The 19,088-nt window shown below is 43.5% G+C and carries 17 protein-coding genes and 1 riboswitch; of the genes, 7 read left to right on the top strand and 10 right to left on the bottom strand.

Annotated features, from left to right (window positions below):
• Window positions 1-41: 41 nt before the first annotated feature.
• A complete protein-coding gene (locus tag HNR44_RS00085; protein ID WP_184402108.1) occupies window positions 42-1,127 on the bottom strand; it encodes a Ger(x)C family spore germination protein in 1,086 nt (361 codons plus the stop codon).
• A gap of 555 nt (window positions 1,128-1,682) precedes the next feature.
• On the opposite strand from HNR44_RS00085, the gene HNR44_RS00080 reads away from it, so the two are divergent.
• A complete protein-coding gene (locus HNR44_RS00080; protein ID WP_184402107.1) occupies window positions 1,683-3,176 on the top strand; it encodes a BCCT family transporter in 1,494 nt (497 codons plus the stop codon).
• Window positions 3,177-3,289: 113 nt separating this feature from the next.
• Here HNR44_RS00080 and HNR44_RS00075 read toward each other — a convergent pair whose 3' ends face one another.
• Window positions 3,290-4,360 carry a tetraprenyl-beta-curcumene synthase family protein gene (locus HNR44_RS00075; RefSeq protein WP_246406854.1) on the bottom strand — a complete coding sequence of 357 codons (1,071 nt, stop codon included), beginning with the start codon at window positions 4,358-4,360 and terminating at the stop codon, window positions 3,290-3,292.
• 35 nt (window positions 4,361-4,395) lie between these two features.
• On the bottom strand, window positions 4,396-5,181 hold the full coding sequence (locus HNR44_RS00070; protein ID WP_184402105.1) for an alpha/beta hydrolase: 786 nt from the start codon (window positions 5,179-5,181) through the stop codon (window positions 4,396-4,398).
• 147 nt (window positions 5,182-5,328) lie between these two features.
• On the opposite strand from HNR44_RS00070, the gene HNR44_RS00065 reads away from it, so the two are divergent.
• A complete protein-coding gene (locus HNR44_RS00065; protein WP_184403476.1) occupies window positions 5,329-5,844 on the top strand; it encodes a gamma carbonic anhydrase in 516 nt (171 codons plus the stop codon).
• A 422-nt stretch (window positions 5,845-6,266) separates the two neighbouring features.
• A complete protein-coding gene (locus HNR44_RS00060) occupies window positions 6,267-7,499 on the top strand; it encodes an aminopeptidase (protein ID WP_184402104.1) in 1,233 nt (410 codons plus the stop codon).
• Between the two features lie 51 nt (window positions 7,500-7,550).
• Here the strand turns inward: HNR44_RS00060 and metK are convergent, their stop codons facing one another.
• The gene (gene metK, locus HNR44_RS00055) at window positions 7,551-8,768 is read right to left on the bottom strand and encodes a methionine adenosyltransferase (protein WP_184402103.1); all 1,218 of its coding nucleotides are present in this window, start codon (window positions 8,766-8,768) and stop codon (window positions 7,551-7,553) included.
• 106 nt (window positions 8,769-8,874) lie between these two features.
• Window positions 8,875-8,987: riboswitch (SAM riboswitch) on the bottom strand.
• Window positions 8,988-9,216: 229 nt separating this feature from the next.
• Between metK and pckA the strand changes: the two genes are divergently transcribed.
• The 4 genes from pckA to HNR44_RS00035 all read left to right on the top strand — a co-directional run bounded on the left by pckA (window position 9,217) and on the right by HNR44_RS00035 (window position 13,658).
• The gene (pckA, locus tag HNR44_RS00050; protein WP_184402102.1) at window positions 9,217-10,800 is read left to right on the top strand and encodes a phosphoenolpyruvate carboxykinase (ATP); all 1,584 of its coding nucleotides are present in this window, start codon (window positions 9,217-9,219) and stop codon (window positions 10,798-10,800) included.
• Between the two features lie 281 nt (window positions 10,801-11,081).
• Window positions 11,082-12,071 (top strand): ABC transporter substrate-binding protein, encoded by a 990-nt coding sequence (locus HNR44_RS00045; RefSeq protein ID WP_184402101.1) that lies wholly within the window; start codon window positions 11,082-11,084, stop codon window positions 12,069-12,071.
• 26 nt (window positions 12,072-12,097) lie between these two features.
• Window positions 12,098-12,874, top strand: coding sequence for an ABC transporter ATP-binding protein (locus tag HNR44_RS00040; RefSeq protein ID WP_184402100.1), 777 nt, complete (start codon window positions 12,098-12,100; stop codon window positions 12,872-12,874).
• Window positions 12,855-13,658: an ABC transporter permease gene (locus HNR44_RS00035; RefSeq protein WP_184402099.1), complete on the top strand. Its 804-nt coding sequence runs from the start codon at window positions 12,855-12,857 to the stop codon at window positions 13,656-13,658. Before HNR44_RS00040 ends, HNR44_RS00035 begins: the two co-directional genes overlap by 20 nt.
• Window positions 13,659-13,909: 251 nt before the next feature.
• Here HNR44_RS00035 and ytkD read toward each other — a convergent pair whose 3' ends face one another.
• From ytkD to HNR44_RS00005, 6 genes are all read right to left on the bottom strand, one after another.
• Window positions 13,910-14,383, bottom strand: a complete 474-nt coding sequence (ytkD, locus tag HNR44_RS00030; RefSeq protein ID WP_184403475.1) for an RNA deprotection pyrophosphohydrolase — start codon at window positions 14,381-14,383, stop codon at window positions 13,910-13,912.
• Between the two features lie 47 nt (window positions 14,384-14,430).
• Window positions 14,431-14,934 (bottom strand): YwpF family protein, encoded by a 504-nt coding sequence (locus HNR44_RS00025; RefSeq protein WP_184402098.1) that lies wholly within the window; start codon window positions 14,932-14,934, stop codon window positions 14,431-14,433.
• Window positions 14,935-14,967: 33 nt separating this feature from the next.
• Window positions 14,968-15,108 (bottom strand): hypothetical protein, encoded by a 141-nt coding sequence (locus HNR44_RS00020; protein WP_184402097.1) that lies wholly within the window; start codon window positions 15,106-15,108, stop codon window positions 14,968-14,970.
• Window positions 15,109-15,266: 158 nt separating this feature from the next.
• A complete protein-coding gene (locus tag HNR44_RS00015) occupies window positions 15,267-16,433 on the bottom strand; it encodes a PatB family C-S lyase (protein ID WP_184402096.1) in 1,167 nt (388 codons plus the stop codon).
• 205 nt (window positions 16,434-16,638) lie between these two features.
• Window positions 16,639-17,886 carry an ABC transporter permease gene (locus HNR44_RS00010; protein WP_184402095.1) on the bottom strand — a complete coding sequence of 416 codons (1,248 nt, stop codon included), beginning with the start codon at window positions 17,884-17,886 and terminating at the stop codon, window positions 16,639-16,641.
• Window positions 17,879-18,781: an ABC transporter ATP-binding protein gene (locus tag HNR44_RS00005; RefSeq protein WP_184402094.1), complete on the bottom strand. Its 903-nt coding sequence runs from the start codon at window positions 18,779-18,781 to the stop codon at window positions 17,879-17,881. The genes HNR44_RS00010 and HNR44_RS00005 overlap by 8 nt, the downstream gene beginning before the upstream one ends.
• Window positions 18,782-19,088: the final 307 nt, after the last annotated feature.

The following is a 19,088-nucleotide window of genomic DNA, read 5'->3' as shown; positions in this document are numbered from 1 at the left end:
AGTAAAGATCAAAATACCCACGTCAGGAAGGGTGGATTTAACTACGATTCTACAGCTCCGGTATTTTCAATCGTAAATTCAACGTTCACACCAACGTCCACATTCGGATACTCTTCTTCTTCCCACTGCTTAATGTCAATTCCTCTTACGTTTTGATCCACTCGCTCCCCGATGCCGATGGGGTCGATCTCATTTTCCTGTAAAAATTGGATGATCTCCTCCATTCGATTCTTGAATTCTGCAGAAGCAATTTGCTCTAGTTGTTGAATATTCTCCGGTTGGGATACATCTATACCTCTTGTTTCCTGAAGAACGCCTTCAACGTCGACGTTTGCTTGGATGTGGATGGCTTCGCTCTCTTGTTGAATGCTCCAATTTGGCTGGGATGATAGATGATGAAAGGTAACGCCCTTGTTCTCATTAAGATCAATATTAATGGTACCCTCTTCGGTTTTCTCGGCAAGTTTTCTAAACACTTGGGTATCTTCGAGGTCCATGTCTTCGGTATACATGTCACCTTGAAATAAGGCAAGACCGATAACCTCCACGCGACCCTCTTGTTTCTCCAAAAGAGGGAGGAAAGGATCGGCACCCCCCGCGTAATAACGATACAAAAAGTCGTGAAAATTCGCTTGAGGAATCTGCGCTTCGATGTTTTGATCGATCAATTCATCCAAATATTCGTTAACGGTCAAATGAAACGGGTAATCTTCCTCCAGGATCTCCTTTGCTGATCCGCGGTTGATAGCGATCTTCCTGTCTTGCTCAATCATAGGGTTTCGTTGAATCGTATCAAGTTGTTGAAAGATCCCTTCGGCGGCTAACTCTTCGCTATACAATTCTACTCTGACCCGACTGGTATCCACATATCTGGACGATTCCGACTGTAAACCAGCATAAAGACCTTCAAGGTTCACATTAGAAACCGTCAAGGTTTCGCTTTCAGGGAGTACTTCTTGGCCAGGCATAAATATCGTAGTGACACCCGTGGTTTGAATGTCCCCATTCTCATCATCATGCCCCATAGCCTGTATATATTGTATATCTTCGATTTGGCGCACTTGAGGGCTGCAGCCGGCCCCAATAAGAAGAAGCAACAGACCAGCAATACGTATGGCCCTGTTCATGGATGGCTCCTCCTTTTGGTGATGATCGATTGTAGCAAAAATAAAAGTCGTACTTAGTGACAGAGGCAAGACGCGAAGAGAGCAAAATTCAAGTTTTATGTATAGCTTTAATATTGTCGAAAAGTGAGAGAATAGTATTCATAATGTGCGTTAGTTGGGAGGGGGTTATTCCTCTTTAATATCACTAGCATTAGCGAGTAGCTATTTTCATTCCATCCCAATCATAAGATGTGTGAACATCCAAGAGTACTCCCATATAACCACCATAACCTGGTATCCGTGGAAACGATATTGTCATTTCACGAAAGCCACGAGCCACGTTACCATTCCAAAGATTGTCCTAATATCTGCTTCAGAATGAAAACGCCCTTATCCACCATCTGGATTCCATTGCTCAAAACAAAGTGTCTCAATGAGAGCAGCTGCTGTTACTTCGTGATTCTCTCCACCTTCATGAGTACTTCTTCTTTGATTTCATTCATAATTCAAATGGATTTGGATCATTATAAAAAGAGGTACATAGAAGATCAATCAGAGAGGAAGTCAAGTATTCTTATGAAAAGACTAGACAGTGTATTTATCGTATCTGGAATCATTATACTGATACTCGTCACATTGGGAGTAGTGATCCCGGATCAGCTTGAAGAAGGAGCAGCATTGCTGCAAGATTTTATAAGTAATACGTTTGGCTGGTATTATCTCATTCTTGTAACAACCTTTCTCATTGTTACTTTATATCTAATGTTCGGACCAATGGGAAAAGTAAAGTTAGGGAAACAAGATGAGCAACCGGAGTTTAATCGGCTTTCTTGGCTGGCAATGTTATTTAGTGCTGGGATGGGGGTCGGTCTTGTTTTCTTTGGAGCTGCGGAGCCGATCAGCCACTATGCAATCCAATCCCCAACCGGTGAAACTGGTACAGAGGAAGCGATCAGTGACGCCTTAATGTTTACAGTCTTCCATTGGGGGCTTCATGGCTGGGCTGTCTATTGTATTCTTGCACTTGCTTTAGCCTATTTCAATTTCAGGCATGATCATCCAGGCTTAATAAGCTCAACCCTCAGGCCATTATTTGGTGATAAAGTCGAAGGGGGGATTGGTAAAACGGCGGATATCATCGCGGTATTAGCGACCATGACCGGGGTTGCGACAACGATAGGTCTTGGAGCAACACAAGTTAATGGTGGGTTAGCTTATGTTTTTGATATAAATATGAACTTTTGGACGCAGGTGATGATTGTATTCGTTGTCACCGTATTATTTCTGATTTCTGCATGGTCTGGTCTCGATAAAGGTATTCAGACGTTAAGCAGCGCAAATATGGCAGTAATTGCTGTAATTTTTTTCATGATGCTTGCAGTTGGTCCGACCATGTATTTGTTAAATGTATTCACGCATACAATCGGTGTTTATATTCAAAACCTGCCACAGTTAAGTTTTCGCATCGCCCCATATGATGAGGGAATGCGGGAGTGGATTAACGATTGGACACTTTTCTATTGGGCATGGTGGATTTCCTGGGCGCCGTTTGTGGGAATTTTTATCGCTCGCGTTTCACGGGGACGTACGATACGGGAATTTGTAACCGCTGTTTTGCTTGTTCCAACATTGATCGTATTTATATGGTTTTCAGTTTTTGGCGGGGCTGCAATTTCCCTGGAACATGAAGGGGTTGCGGTAATCTCAGATTATGTGACTGAACAGGTACTGTTTGCCACGTTCTCCAATTATGGATTGGGCTTTTTAATGTCCATTTTAACGCTCTTTGCCCTTGGTGTATTCTTGGTTACATCTGCAGATTCTGCTACTTTTGTCCTCGGTATGCTGACAACCAAAGGGTCTAATAATCCTTCGAACCGAATCAAAATCATTTGGGGTGTTTTATTATCCTTAACAGCTTTGACTTTGTTGTATTCGGGGGGACTGCAAGCGCTGCAGAACACACTGATTATTGCGGCCCTCCCATTCTCAGTAATCATGCTTCTGATGATGATTGGGCTCGTCCTTGTATCGATCAAGGAAGGTAAAAAGAAAAAAAATCAAGCTTAAAAGCCTTGCATACAGGGATGGGAATGCGAAAATATCATTCCCCATCCCTATTTCTATATACTTCGTCCCTAACAGGTAGATTCCGCAGAAGCCAAGCTCGGGTGAGAGAATCTTTACTCCCCTACTTTTTTCCTGCGAAAGATCCAGCGGTTTAAATAGAAAAAGGCTGTAGGCAAACCCCCGAGCTTAATTAAACGTTTGGCGGTTCGTTTCATTTCGGGGTTCTCCTGAACCTTGCCGTCCGCTAGATAGATCGCGAATAATCCTCGTTTAATTAAGCGATGAAATTTTTCATCCGGAAGTCCATCAAGACTTTCTTCCGCACGTTTATCCATGTAACGAAAGCGGGAGACCATTTCATCTTCACTCTCATAGTAAGCAGCGAAATTCATTTCCCCTTCAGCTAGATCTTCTTCTTGGTCAATGAAGTAATCAAGCATAATATGAACGCCTTGCAGCCATGGAAAATAGGCGTTTTTAATGGTCGTTGCTTCCTCTTCCGTGCGCGGCTGTGTTGCCGCATAGGCCGCCAAACAGTACAAACCGAGAGTCGAAGCCACACAGCAGGAAAATTCATACCAGCGCATCTCTGGTAAAAACGGCTGGTTACGCTCATGGAAGGCAATGAGTAAGTCCTCACGCTCATCTGCGGGAACGTGTTTATACACTTGAAAATCAACGTAATAGCCAGAAAGCTCTTTCATCACAGGCTGCATTGCCGGAAAGCCTGGCAACGCTTGCACCGTTTCCTGGCATGTTTTCACAAGCTCATGTAGGTAGCCCCCATCGTCATAGCCTCCACGAACGCGATAATAATCTTTAAGATTTTCCCCAGGGGTTAACCCGTCCAGCAATGCTTGGTGCAGGGCACGGAAATCATCAGGGTCTTGCGATTCACTTTTATCACAAAGCGTATCAAGAAAATCACAGATCGTTTGATAGGCGACAAGGAATCGTATAAATGCTTCTTTATTCCCCCCTGCTAACATAGCTAGAATACTTCCCCCTTCGCAGTGGAAAGTTTTGTCATCAATCGTCCAAGATGCTTGTTTACTTAAATGTTCATCAGGTATTTCACCGGCTTTTTTCTTCCAATAATCCAACTGTCGATGTACTTCTGGTACGGTTTCTTTATATATATAGTATACAATCATCCAAGGTGTCTTTGGTACTTTGAAGTTCAACGTAGGTCCTCCCCCTGTGAAGCGTCTCTTTCTTTTTATAAACGACCGAGTCTTTGCCATATAAAATAAAGCATAAAACGAAAAATTTCCGCACGCTCTGGCTCATTAAAAAGTTCATGATAGAGCCCCCGCCACTCCCGTATGGCCCGGTCTTCGATGCGTAAGCGATTAAACCACTCGTGAGTGGCCCCTTTATCGATTAGGTAATCTTCGCCAGCCTGTAAAGCAAGGAGTGGTACATTCGGAAATTGATAAGCATGATCAAGACTCGATTTCATTGCTTTTGTTAATTCCTGATACCAACGGACGGTAACATGATGAACGAACAATTCATCTTTGAGAAATTCCGTACGCATTTCAGGATTTCGAGTCATTAACTCACCTCGAATTCCGCTTTTCATGCTAAACGTCGGAAGCAGCCGATGTAAGCCCCGCGCAAATACTGTGATCCCCTTCTTTGGTGGATCATACAAATACAAACATGGTGAGGATAACACCACTCCGTGGACGGGCAGCTGTTTTTCCATCATCGTGCGAATCACGATAAGCCCTCCAAGACTATGCCCGAACAGAAAAACGGGAAGCTCAAAGGACGCCGCTTCTTTATACCAATGAGAAGCAACGTCTATGTATTGGTTAAAATGATCAATATGTCCGCGTTTTCCACGTGTTCGTCCATATCCTGGAAGATCTCCGGCAATTACATGAAAATGTTCACGATTCAATCGTTCGATAAGCCATTGGTATCGTCCATAATGCTCCCCTGCCCCATGGACGAGTACAAATACCCCAATGGGATCCTCGCATTTCCAGATTCGCATGAAAGTCCCTCCCCAAGATCGAAAAAAACAATCCTTGTCTCTTTATTACATCATATGTGGCGATCTTTTTCACGCAAAAAGTATGTGAATCATTTCGAATGCATGTTCAAGTTCTGTTACAATTAGAAAAAGGAGGAAACTGCCATGATCCTATATCCTTATGACAATAAACATCCTACGATTGCTCAAAGTTGTTATATCGCTGATGGCGCTGTGATTACAGGGGATGTATCGATTGAGGCTGATAGTAGCATTTGGTTTCATACCGTCATTCGAGGTGATGTAGAACCTACTGAAATTGGAAAGCGCGTGAACATTCAGGATCAATGTATGCTTCACCAAAGCCCCGGACACCCTTTAATCATTGAAGAGGATGTTTCAGCAGGTCACCAAGCCGTCCTTCATGGATGTACGATTCGAAAAAAAGCTCTGATTGGCATGAAGGCGACTGTCCTTGATGGTGCTGAAGTCGGCGAAGAAGCGTTCGTTGGGGCCGGAGCTCTTGTAACTCCTGGTACGAAAATACCGCCGCGAACACTGGCACTTGGCAGTCCAGCCCGCGTCATTCGTGACTTAAATGATGACGATCTCAAGGAAATGAATCGTATAAGTCAAGAGTACGTGAAACGCGCAAAAGCCTATGCGGATGCAAAACGTCACTAAGGTATTCAAATGGGAGCGAATGTTTAAAATGCTGGATGCTGATAGAGGGTGTTCAAAAAGAGGGCTCATGACGCTTCGCGACACCCCACTGAGGATGAAAAGAATGGTTAGTGTCGGAATTCCTTTCATAGAAAAGAGCCGAGGAGGTCGAGAAGACGTAGCTTCGAGCATCCTGCTTGCACCACGAAAGTCTTCACTTCTCACGAAGGAACCGTAGTTTTCTTTTCCAAGTATCGGAACGCAAGCTCGTCTCTACGTAAGCGATACCTCGCACAAGAAAAAGTGGGTTACTTTTTTGAGGATATGGTTTTCATACGTGAGGAGCTTTAGAAGCAAGACGACGAAGAGGTACGACGGCTGTTTTTCCCGGGCTTTTTGAACAACCTCTAATACTATGATTACATACGAAAAGAGGGAAAACGATGACAACATTCCAACAAAAAATTGAAAGCTATGCGGACATTGCTCTAAACGTCGGTGTAAACATCCAAGAAGGGCAAACACTCATGATTCGCTCGCCTTTATATGCGGCCGATTTTGTACGTATCGTCGCAGAGAAAGCTTATAAAGCCGGAGCGAAACATGTACGCGTTGATTGGAACGATGAAGAACTCACACGCCTAAAATTTGAACTAGCACCCAAAGAAGCGTTTTCCGAATTCCCAAACTGGCATGCAAGAGCCCTTGAAGAAGAAGCGGAAAACGACGCTGCATTTTTAACGATTACCGGCGGCGACCCCGACTTGTTGAAGGGCATCGACCATGATCGAATCGCGACTTCAAATCAGACAAATGGAAAAGCATTGGAAGGATTTCGGAATTATATCCAATCAGATAAAGTTAGCTGGTCGATTGTAGCTGTACCATCTGTGAAATGGGCAGAACGGGTTTTCCCTGAGGCGAAAGGGGATGAGGCAGTAGAAAAGCTCTGGGAAGCGATTTTCTCCGCGACACGCGTAAACGAATCCGACCCTGTAGCTGCTTGGAAAGAGCATTTACAAACGCTTGATGAAAAAATGAACACCCTGAACGACAAACATTTTGATGCCCTGCACTATACAGCAAAAGGGACGGATTTAACGATTGAACTCCCCCAAACCCATACATGGGCATCCGGAGGCAGCGTGAGTAAAGCAGGCGTAAACTTCGTGGCAAATATCCCTACTGAAGAAGTCTTTACTGCTGCCAAGAAAAATGGTGTTAACGGCACCGTCTCCAGTACGAAGCCTCTTAACTATGGCGGAACACTCATTACAGACTTTACCCTTACCTTTGAAAAAGGAAAAGTGGTGGCCTTCGAAGCTAAAGAAGGAGAAGAAACACTGAAGCGTTTGTTAGAGAATGATGAAGGGTCTTCTTATCTCGGTGAGGTCGCACTCGTGCCGCACCACTCCCCCATCTCAAATACCAATATCATTTTCTTCAACACCCTCTTTGATGAAAATGCTTCTAATCATTTGGCTCTTGGCAGCGCCTATGCCTTTAATATTGAAGATGGAAAAGATATGGAAAAAGAAGAACTGGAACAAAAAGGAATTAATACAAGCATCACCCATGTAGACTTTATGATCGGGGCCGCTGACATGGATATCGACGGGATTCATAAAGATGGCACACGCGAACCAGTATTTAGAAACGGTGATTGGGCGATTTAGAAAAATGCCCCACAAAAATAACCGTTGCGAAAGTGATCGCAACGGTTATTTTTATGACTTCGTTTCTGTAGCAAAGGCCGCTTCTTTTAAGGCGGCTGCTTTATCCGTCCGCTCCCATGGTAAATCTACATCCGTGCGTCCGAAATGTCCATAAGCAGCCGTCTGGCCATAGATTGGATTTCGCAAGGAAAGCATATGAATAATGCCAGCCGGACGAAGGTCAAAGTGTTTCTCTACGAGCTGGAGGAGTATATTTTCTTTCACCTTGCCAGTTCCAAACGTATCAATGGAGATAGAAACCGGCCGTGCCACCCCAATCGCATACGCAAGCTGCACTTCACATTTCTTCGCCAATCCTGCAGCCACGATATTTTTCGCTACATAACGGGCCGCGTAGGAAGCGGATCGATCGACTTTTGTAGGATCCTTCCCGGAAAATGCGCCTCCGCCGTGTCGGGAGATTCCCCCATAAGTATCCACGATAATCTTACGTCCGGTTAAACCTGCATCCCCTTGCGGGCCTCCAATCACAAACCGTCCAGTTGGATTTATAAAAAATTTCGTTTCGTCATCGATTAAATCCTCAGGAACAACGTCTGTGATCACATGGGCTTTTAGTTCTTTTTCGATTTCAGCAATGGTCACTTCCGGTTGATGTTGTGAGGAAATAACGATCGTATCCACACGCAGCGGTTGATTATTTTCATCATATTCGATCGTTACTTGCGTTTTTCCATCCGGACGCAAAAACGGGATCGTCCCATCTTTTCGTACTGCTGAAAGGCGCCGAGCTAATTGGTGCGCTAAAAAGATGGGCAACGGCATATACTCTTTTGTTTCGTTATCGGCATAACCAAACATCAACCCTTGGTCTCCAGCGCCAATGGCCTCAATTTCTTCTTCGGACATTTCCCCTTCACGCGATTCCAAAGCTGTATTGACACCTTGGGCAATATCCGGTGATTGTTCGTCAATTGCGGTCATAATCGCACAGGTATCAGCATCAAGTCCAAACTTTGCCCGTGTGTAGCCAATGTTTGTTAATGTTCGTCGAACCACTTTTGAAATGTCCACATAGGTTGTAGTCGTAATTTCACCAGTGACGAGGATCATTCCTGTATTCACAATCGTTTCACATGCCACACGCGCGTTTGGATCCTTTTTTAAAATTTCATCTAAAATCGCATCTGAAATCTGGTCACATATTTTATCTGGATGCCCTTCAGTCACTGATTCAGATGTGAACAATCTACGTCCATTTACTTCCATCGTGTTCCTCCTATAGATGCTATATGTTCACAGGATAAGGGACGTGCTAAAAACCCCTTTTCTCCTGTCGAGGGAAAAGGGGGGTTGATTGTTTCACCTTTTTCGCCTCTTATCTTGCAAAGTGCCTTACACTTTGCCAGGTTGGCACCTTTCCTCGGGTTTCCGAGGGTGGTTGCTGGGCTTCAAAGGGCCTGTCCCTCCACCTACTCTCGATAAGAGCGTACCTTAATACCTTAAGCATCAAAGTCGCATGTCGTTTACTTCCTCATGATTTTAACACAATCAACAGCAGAAAAAAAGATTTCAACATGTTAGAAAACTCCACTCGACAGGGAGGAACATTTTTTTTGCACAAAAATAGTATAGACTATATATAAAAATGTGTTATACTAATTGCAATCACATTTTTTTTCGACCTGACCTTAGCAGAGAAAGGATTTTGCCGATTATGAGTACCGTTTCTTTAGAATCAGCCTTGGATCACCTTATTCAGCAAGGACAGGCCGAAATTGACCTCCCTGAGCCCAGATTAGTAGAGAGAGCACTGGCCCGTAATGAAGGTATTTTAACAAAATCAGGCGCATTTGCAGCGACGACGGGCGCATATACCGGTCGTTCTCCAAAAGATAAATTTATCGTCGATGAACCTGCAATTCGAGATGACATTGACTGGGGCACTGTAAATACACCCGTCGAGAAAGACATATTCTCTACCCTTTACCGTAAAGTGATTCATTATTTAGGACAACAGAATAACCTATTTGTTACCCATGGGTACGCGGGAAAAGATAGACATTATCGACTTCCGCTTAAAATCGTCAATGAATATGCTTGGCACAATTTATTTGCCCGCCAACTGTTTATTCGTCCAGAAGACGGTGAAAATCCGGAGGACGAAGACGGATTCACGATCATTTCTGCTCCTGGTTTCAAAGCTGATCCGGAAGTGGATGGCACACGTTCAGAAGTATTTGTTCATATCTCTTTTGAAGAAAAAGTCGTTTTAATCGGCGGCACTGAATATGCAGGCGAAATGAAAAAATCAATTTTTTCTGTCATGAACCATCTGTTGCCTGCTCAAGAAGTTTTACCGATGCATTGTTCAGCCAATACCGGTGTCGAAGGCGATGTAGCCTTATTTTTCGGATTATCGGGCACTGGAAAAACGACTCTCTCAGCAGATCCTAAACGTTATCTCATCGGGGACGACGAGCACGGATGGTCAGAAAACGGTATATTTAACATTGAAGGCGGTTGCTATGCAAAATGCATCAATCTCTCCAAGGAAAAAGAACCAGATATCTATGATGCCATCCGTTTCGGCGCGGTTCTTGAAAACGTCGTCGTTGATGAGAAATCGCGATTGCCGGATTATGATGATTCATTTCTTACAGAAAATACAAGAGCTGCCTATCCCCTTGATCATATTGACAATATGCTTCCGCAAGGCAAGGGAGGTCACCCTAGCTCGATTATCTTTTTGACAGCCGATGCTTTTGGGGTGTTACCCCCCATTAGTAAATTAACGAAAGAACAAGCGATGTACCATTTTCTAAGCGGCTATACGAGCAAACTTGCCGGCACCGAACGAGGAATTACAGAACCAGAAGCAACGTTCTCCAGTTGTTTTGGGGCCCCTTTCTTACCGCGGCATGCTTCCGTATATGCAGAAATGCTCGGTGAAAAAATCGATACTCACGAATCTAACGTCTTTCTCGTTAACACCGGCTGGGCTGGAGGCGGTTACGGCGTGAGTGAACGTATTGATTTAGCACACACGAGAGCCATGGTGCAAGCTGCCCTTGAAGGTGAACTAAACCAGGTGGAAACACTGGAGGACCCCGTCTTCGGGTTACACGTCCCAACACGCTGCCCCGGTGTTCCCGATCACGTACTGCAACAGCGCGAAGCATGGAATGACCTGGAGGCTTATGACCAGAAAGCAAGGGAGCTCGCTTCTAAATTTCGGCAAAATTTTGAGCGTTTCAGTCATGTACCTAAGCATATTCGCGAAGCCGGGCCGCTGCTGTAAGTAAAATCCGAGAGAAAGGACCTTTCTCTCGGATTTTTGTATTCATTGTTACAATCTACATAACTACGTTCCCTCATCAACGTTTGATAATCTTGTAACATCTCTTCAGCTTCTACTGCTTCCTTTTATCTTCACTCGATCCTTTTTATTTTCGATCCTGTCAGATTCACGGCTCACCTGCTTCAGATTTGCCCCCTTATTTTAATTCCTCTCATATCCTTATCACCAATAGCCCAAAATAGCATAGGATACCGTAACGACGCTGTAAGGAGACGATAAGTATGAAGAAATGGCTTCGAGGGTTGGCTCCACTCATTGTTCTCCCCTTGATTTTTAGTGCATGTTCAAATGAGGAAGGAGAAGAGACGATTGAAGTGGCTGAAGTCACCCGGTCGATTTTCTATGCCCCGCTTTATATAGCCATAGAAGAAGGTTATTTTGCCGATGAAAATATAGATATTGATCTCACCACTACTTGGGGTGGGGATACGACGATGACGGCCCTCCTATCTGATAGTGCCGATGTTGCCCTTGTAGGTTCGGAAACATCTATATATGTACACGCGCAAGACCCTAGTGATTCCGTTATTAATTTTGGTGCATTGACTGAAACCGATGGTACATTCCTCGTGTCCAGAGAACCGATGCCTGACTTTACCTGGGAAGACCTTGAAGGTTCTTCGTACCTAGGGCAAAGGGCAGGTGGAATGCCGCAAATGGCAGGTGAATATGTACTCCGGCAAAATGGGATCGATCCTTACACAGACGTGGAGCTCGATCAAAGTGTTGATTTTGCCAATATTGCTAGTGCATTTGCTTCAGGGTCTGGAGACTTTGTTCAATTATTTGAACCAAACGCTACCGAATTTGAAGAAGAAGGGATCGGTCATATTGTAGCTTCGTTCGGTGAAGAGTCGGGAACACTGCCATATACATCATTTATCACGAAGGAAAGCATGATGGAGGAGAATGAAGACGCACTTGTTCGTTTTAACCGGGCCATTTATAAGGCTCAACAATTCGTGGAAAATGAATCTCCAGAAGCCGTAGCAGCATCAATCACGCCTTATTTCGACGAAACACCTGAAGACTTAATTGCTACTGTTGTTGAACGCTACCGTTCACAAGGCTCTTATGCGCAAAATCCTTATATCAATGAAGAGGGATGGTACCACCTTCAGGATATTATGGAAGAATCCGGTGAACTACCTCAACGCATTGATTACGAGGACCTCGTTGATACAACGATTACAGAGCAAGCGCTGGAATAGTCCCATGAAAGAAGGAGAAATGACCCATGGCTCTTTTGACCTTGAGAGATGTAAAAAAACACTTTTTTTCTCAAAATGATGTCGTAGAAGCCATACGAAATGTGAACTTTACAGTGGATACAGGTGAATTCGTTTCGATTATCGGCCCGAGTGGATGTGGTAAGACCACCATCCTGTCACTAGCGGCTGGATTAATTGAACATTCAGAGGGTGAAATTTTACTTCAAGATACTCCGATTACAAAAACGAATACAAATATCGGCTATATGTTGCAACAGGATTACCTCTTCCCCTGGCTGACAATTGGGCAAAACATCGATATGGCTCTAAATATTATTAAAAGAAAAAATAAGAAAAATCAAGCATATACTCGTGAATTGCTTGCGCAAATGAATCTTTCCGATCGTGAACATGATATGCCTTCTGAGCTTTCTGGGGGTATGAAACAACGTGTAGCACTTGTGCGAACACTCGCGGCTAAACCCTCTTTATTACTGTTAGATGAACCTTTCTCAGCCTTAGATTTTCAAACAAAGCTGAAACTAGAGGACTTGATTCACCGAACGTTAAAAGAAAAAGAAAAAACAGCTTTACTCGTCACCCATGACATCAGTGAAGCGATAGCAATGTCTGATCGAATTTTACTGCTTACCCATCGTCCAGCCGAGATTAAAAAACATTTTAAGATACCGGAGGAACTTAGGGAACGCTCCCCCCTTGACGCACGTCAACATCCAACGTTCCAAGATTGGTTTCAATTGATCTGGAAGGAGTTGGAAAACCTTGAACCCGAAACTACATGAACAACATGCGAAGTTCCGCCTGCAGCAAAAGCGGGAAAAGTGGTATGTTGTCATCAGTCAGTTGATTTTACTGATTACGTTCTTTTTCCTTTGGGAGATCGCGAGTCGGTTCAACTGGATTGACCCGTTAATTTTCAGTTCGCCTTCAAACGTTTGGGGTCTGTTCATTGAGATGACCGTAAATGGTACGTTGTATACCCACATGGGTGTCACCTTACTAGAAACCATACTCGGATTTTTGATCGGGACGATTGGCGGTATATTAATGGCAGCCTTTCTCTGGTGGTTCCCCTTTCTATCGCGCGTACTCGATCCTTATATTGTCGCATTAAACGCAACACCAAAAGTTGCTCTCGGACCGATGCTCATTGTTATATTCGGCGCTAATATGACCTCAGTGATCGCGATGGGGGTTCTTATCTCAATTATTGTCACCACTCTTGTTATCTATGGAGCATTCAACGAAACAGACAAAAATCTGATCAAAGTCGTCGATACGTTCGGGGCTTCCACACTGCAAAAATTTTACTATGTGATCCTTCCTGCTTCGTACCCCTCGATGGTGTCAGCGTTAAAAGTCAACGTCGGACTCGCGTGGGTCGGGGTGATCGTCGGGGAATATCTCGTATCTAATGAAGGCCTTGGTTATATGATCATTTATGGATTCCAAGTCTTCAATTTTAACATGGTGATGCTTAGTCTCGTCCTCGTTGTGATACTCGCGACACTCATGTACCAAGTTGTTGCGATCTTAGAAAAATTCCTTATGAGAAAACGGAGATAAAAATCATCCAACCATACGATGGGTGATTTTTTCTCTATTTTTGCAACTTCATGGAAAGATAAATATCATGAAAAGCGCTGAATTGCCCGCTGCTTCCAATTAAGTAACGGTGTATTGCGCTAAAATATTGGCCCCTGCACCGAAGGTCTGTTCTTTTTCACTTCACCTACTTTTCGCCACAAAAATACTCCCCTCAAGGTTAAACAGATTTTTGATTTCATCTGTCTATCTTTTGGGGAGCATATCACTTTTTACTTTTCAAAATAATGCTCTAAGTATTCTCTTGCTAAAATCCAAACTTTATCCTTCATAATAAAGCTATAGTCTTGATTTTGATCTAATCTCTCTGCGATTTCATCTAACAAGATAGGTCCCTTCGTTTCCATGTATCCTTTTTTAGATTGTAAGTAAGCCACTTCTGCAAAGTATATATTTTTGACAACAACATCAGAGCGTCCACGCACCTCATATTGCCCTAAGTAATAAAGGTGATCCAGCCTAGCACCGGTTTCTTCCCACACTTCCCGAATCGCTGCGGCTTCCGGGACTTCCCCTTTTTCCACCTTTCCTCCTGGAAATTCTAATCCACGACGTGGGTGTTTGGTAAGCAGCCATTGATCTTCATACCTGCAGATGACCAATACATGCCAAGGTTGGTCTGAAAAAGGCTCACGACGAAAAGAGAGGCCTACCTCATTTCCATAATAATCTACGAATGTGTGTATCATGATTTTAGCCTCTGCTTTCATCTTTCAACAGCAAAAATATACGATTAATTACTTCTTGCATCATTCAGCGGAGATACGCCTTCTTGACGATACTTATTGTATAACGACCGAGCCATGAGAGACGACCAGCTAGCCCGATCTTCTTTGCGATTTTTGAACTCTTCAAGGAGTTCTTCTCCAGAATATCCATCTGCAATCAATGTTTCAATGATATAATTGAAAACATCTTCCTTCCGCATCGCCATTTTCCCATCGATTAATATGGAATAACGGTCCGAGAGTTCACGGACGAAACGTACACGTCCAATCATTGTTGCTGGATCATTTCGTTCATGTGAGATGAGAACCTCCATCATAACCTCTGTTTGATCCGCTAATAATTGGTGAAACGTACGACTCGCGGGTTCATCTACAACAACTTCGATTAGCCACCAGCCCTCTTCCTCCCGATTAATAACAAGGCCTTCCTGCAGCTCCACCTGCTCTTGCTCAAGTTCTTCATTTTCCTCCAGCAATAGGCGCAATCCGCGTAAACGAAATGTTTTCATACGCGCCTCCGTATCTATTATATTCATTCACCATTAAAATGTAGGTTGGGTGACCTGTTGTTGCTTATTCCTCTCATCTACCCAAGCCAAGAAATTCATTTCCTCCACCGTTAATGAACGGTTTAATTCCACTTCAAACTCCTCAACTAACCTCTTCTTGTTCTCTTCCATCATCAAGGACTCCCCTTTACATGGAGATTACCTTCATTGAGATGCGTCCGCTCTATCTATTATTATGCATACTACACTCTTCTCGAAAAATGCATAGATTCCTCTTTTTTTATAAAAAAATATGGGAATTTGATTAAAAAATATCTAGGTCGCCACCTTCATTATAACTTATCATATGCTGTCTTTAGACGGTTAAGACCTTCGACAACATGTTCACGCGGAGTAGCTACGTTCATTCTTGCAAAACCGCTCCCCGTTTTACCAAATGTATGCCCATCATTGAGTGCAATTCTGCCTTCTTTTCTCAACCAGTTTTGCAAATCATCTTGAGACATATTCAGTTCACGAAAATCAAGCCAGATCAAATATGTTGCTTCCGGTTTTGCTACATGAATCATCGGCATTTCCTCTTCGATACGTTCCTTAACGTAATCTACGTTGGCTTGTATATAGGTAAGAAGGGTCTCAAGCCACGCTTCTCCATGTCGATAAGCTGCTTCAGCTGCTGCTGAGGAATAGGGATTTCCGATGCTTGTGAAATTCCGTTGCAATTGACGTTCGAACTTCTTTTGCGTTTCCTTTTCGTTAAAAATGACATACGACAATTCCAAAGCCGCCAAGTTGAACGTTTTACTCGGGGCCATACACGTGGCCACTTGCAAGTCTTTTGCTTCCTCAAGAGTAGCAAACGGCGTATGTTTCCCTTGTAAAATGATGTCTGCATGAATTTCATCAGAAACGACCATCACTCCATAGCGGGTACAAAGTTCAGCGACTTTTTTCAGTTCAGCTTCGGACCAGACACGACCGACAGGATTATGAGGGCTGCAAAGAATGATCATCTTTGCCCCATTTTTCATCTGTTCTTCAAGGTCCGTAAAGTCGATTTCATATTTGCCATCCCCACTCTCAAGCAGCCTGTTTTCAAGAAGAGTCCGGCGATTGCTTCTTAATAACGCAAAGAAAGGATAATAGACTGGCGTTTGAATGATAATGCCATCCCCTTCATCCGTAAAGGCGTTAATTAAGTGGTGAATCGCTGGAACAACACCCGGTGTGAACGCTATATTTTCTGGATGAACATCCCACCCAAAACGACGGTTTGTCCAGTCCTGGATTGCAGTTCTGAGTGAATGAGGGGGGTGGTGGTATCCAAAGATCCCGTGCCTGGTGACGTTATCAAGGGCTTCCAACACAGGCTGTGGTGCCTGAAAATCCATATCTGCCACCCACATCGGCCAGAGGTCAGTGTGCTGATATTTATTTTCCAGTTGGTCCCATTTCATGGAATTGGTATTCCTGCGTTCAATAATTTCATCGAAATTCACAAAACTTCCTCCTTCGCTTCCTACTGATCTTTTTATATCCCCCTCCATTGTACTCCACGAGTACATTCGTTGGAAGTAGTATACACCATTGAAGGATCTTCGATAAGAAACCTATTAGGTACTAAACAGAAACCTCATAGCCATTCACAGGATAGAATGTTTCATTTTGACTATCCTCCAACTGACAAGGCGCTGCCTCCATCCATCATTGCTCTTTTTTCGCCATCGTAAATGCCTGTTTGATGCCGCCCTTAAATGAAAATTTCCCGTACATAAGAACGCCGCCTTTGTAAATACGTGCTGCAAGGACATTAATCAGTATAGCGCTTACGATTAAGATCCCCATAATCAAAATGATCTCCCACATGGGTACCGTCCCCATCCCAATTCGAAGGAATAAAAGCTGAGAAGTGAAAAAAGGGATATACGATAGAACATGAATGAAGGCCGCATCCGGTGTCGTTAACCCAAATATGGCGATAAAAAATGCAATCATTGCCAAATAAATTAACGGTTGAATCGCCTGGTTAACCTCCTCAGCTCGACTTACGAGGGCCCCCAACATCGCTGCTATCCCTCCGTAAACAAAATAGCCAAGGATAATCAAGATAATTGCATAAAGGAGCAGCGAAACATCAGCACCTTCAGTAAATATGGCCTGCACCATATCATTCCCACTCACCATATACCCAAGAATGGCAGCAATGACTAATACCGATAGATTAATCGCGCCAACGATCCCAATTCCCGCGAGTTTCCCAAACATTTGCGTGATTGGATTCACACTGGAGACTATAAGTTCCATCACTCGGGACGACTTCTCTGTGGCAACCTCTGTAGCAATCATGCTTCCAAACGTAATCACAATGAGATAAATAGCAAAGACAAGCGCATAGACCATCCAATAAGCTTGCATGTGCGTTTCTTCTGTCTGAACGTCCCCGCCCTCTGTCAAGGATTGTTCATGAAAAGAAACAGGGCTATAAATCATTTCAAGCTCTTCTTCATCTAAATTAAGCTCACTTGTCACGACTGTTTCTTTGACACGTTGCACGTCCTGATTAACTTCCTGACCGACCGTGAAATCACTGTCACTTCCAAAAAAATCAGCTTCGAGATTAGCCGCATCTCCACTTAGGGCAAGAACGTAATCAAACTCTTCATTTTGAGCGGCTTCCAACGCTTCATCTTCACTGCCTTCTGTATAGTTCACATAATTAAATGTACCTTCTTGATCCTCTTCTAGCATTTCACCAATCGAGCTTGCCGTATCATCCACAATGGCAATACGGCTTTCTTCGGCCTCTTCCTCACTTGAAAACGCCGAAATCATCGTGCCCACATTCATGAGACCGAAAATGAGAACCATCATAATAACGGTAGACCATAGAAAAGACTTTGATTTTAATCGTTTGCTGACAGTATGTCCAATGGTAATCCAAAAGTTATTCATCCCCATCTCCCCCTGCAATGTCTACAAATATATCGTGTAATGATGGTTCTTCAACTTCAAACTTACGAACAAAGCCCTTTTCGGCGATAGTGTGGAAAAGATCCTCTGCCACCTTCTCACTTTCTACCTTCACTATCGCTCCATCATTGGTTTTTTCCATATTTAAGACACCTTCAACGGATTGCAAAAACTGCAAATCATAATCGGAGCGAATGTTAACGTTTTTCACCCCATAAGACCGCTTGATTTCCTTTAAATTTCCTTGAAGCACGGCTTCTCCATGTTTTAACATTACTAGCTCTTCACACAGTTCCTCTACATTACTCATTTGATGACTGGAAAAGACAATAGTAGTCCCAGCTTCCTGAAGATCTCGAACCATTCCCCTCAACATATCCGTGTTTACCGGATCAAGACCACTAAAAGGTTCATCCAAGATGAGAAGTTCAGGTTGATGCATGACGGCAGCGATAAATTGAATTTTTTGCTGGTTCCCTTTGGATAATTCTTCAACTTTTTTGTTTTCGTACTCTGGGACTTCAAACCTTTCCAGCCACATACGCATGGCTTTTACGATCTCATTCTTTTTCATACCTTTTAGCCGCATTAAATAAATCAGCTGTTCTTTAACCGTTAATTTCGGATATAACCCTCGCTCCTCGGGGAGATAGCCAATTACATTCGTACGCTTGTAGGAGAGGGATGCACCTTCCCATGTAACAGAACCCTCTGTCGGATCCAGCAATCCCAAGATCATACGAAACGTTGTCGTTTTCCCCGCACCATTTGCCCCAAGCATGCCAAACATACTGCCTTTTTCAACGGAGAGCGATATCCCATTCACCGCTGTATGATGGCCGAATTTCTTTTTTACGTCATCAATAATGAGTCCCATCTGTTTGTTTCTCCTTTCTCCACGTCCAACCAAACTGTTATATGCCTATAAATAGTGTAACAGCTATATGAAAAATACAAGCATTTCTTTACAAAAAATCGAAGCTGCTGCCTCAATCGTTAAAAAGATCTAAAGAAATCAATTCATTTCGCCGAATTCCTGGGTCGTAACGCCGAATTATCGTGCTGAAGCGCCGAATTCCGACGGTCTTCCGCCGAAATAATGGTTCCGCTCGCCGAAAAAAGCACAAAAATACTCCCCCTCCAGATGGGGGAGCCTATCGATCGTTACCAAGCTTTATAAAATA

The sequence above is a fragment of the Geomicrobium halophilum genome (assembly GCF_014207655.1).
Lineage (GTDB): Bacteria > Bacillota > Bacilli > Bacillales > Marinococcaceae > Geomicrobium > Geomicrobium halophilum.
Note: the sequence above shows the minus strand (reverse complement) of the source record. Positions and strands in the feature narration are given on the sequence as shown.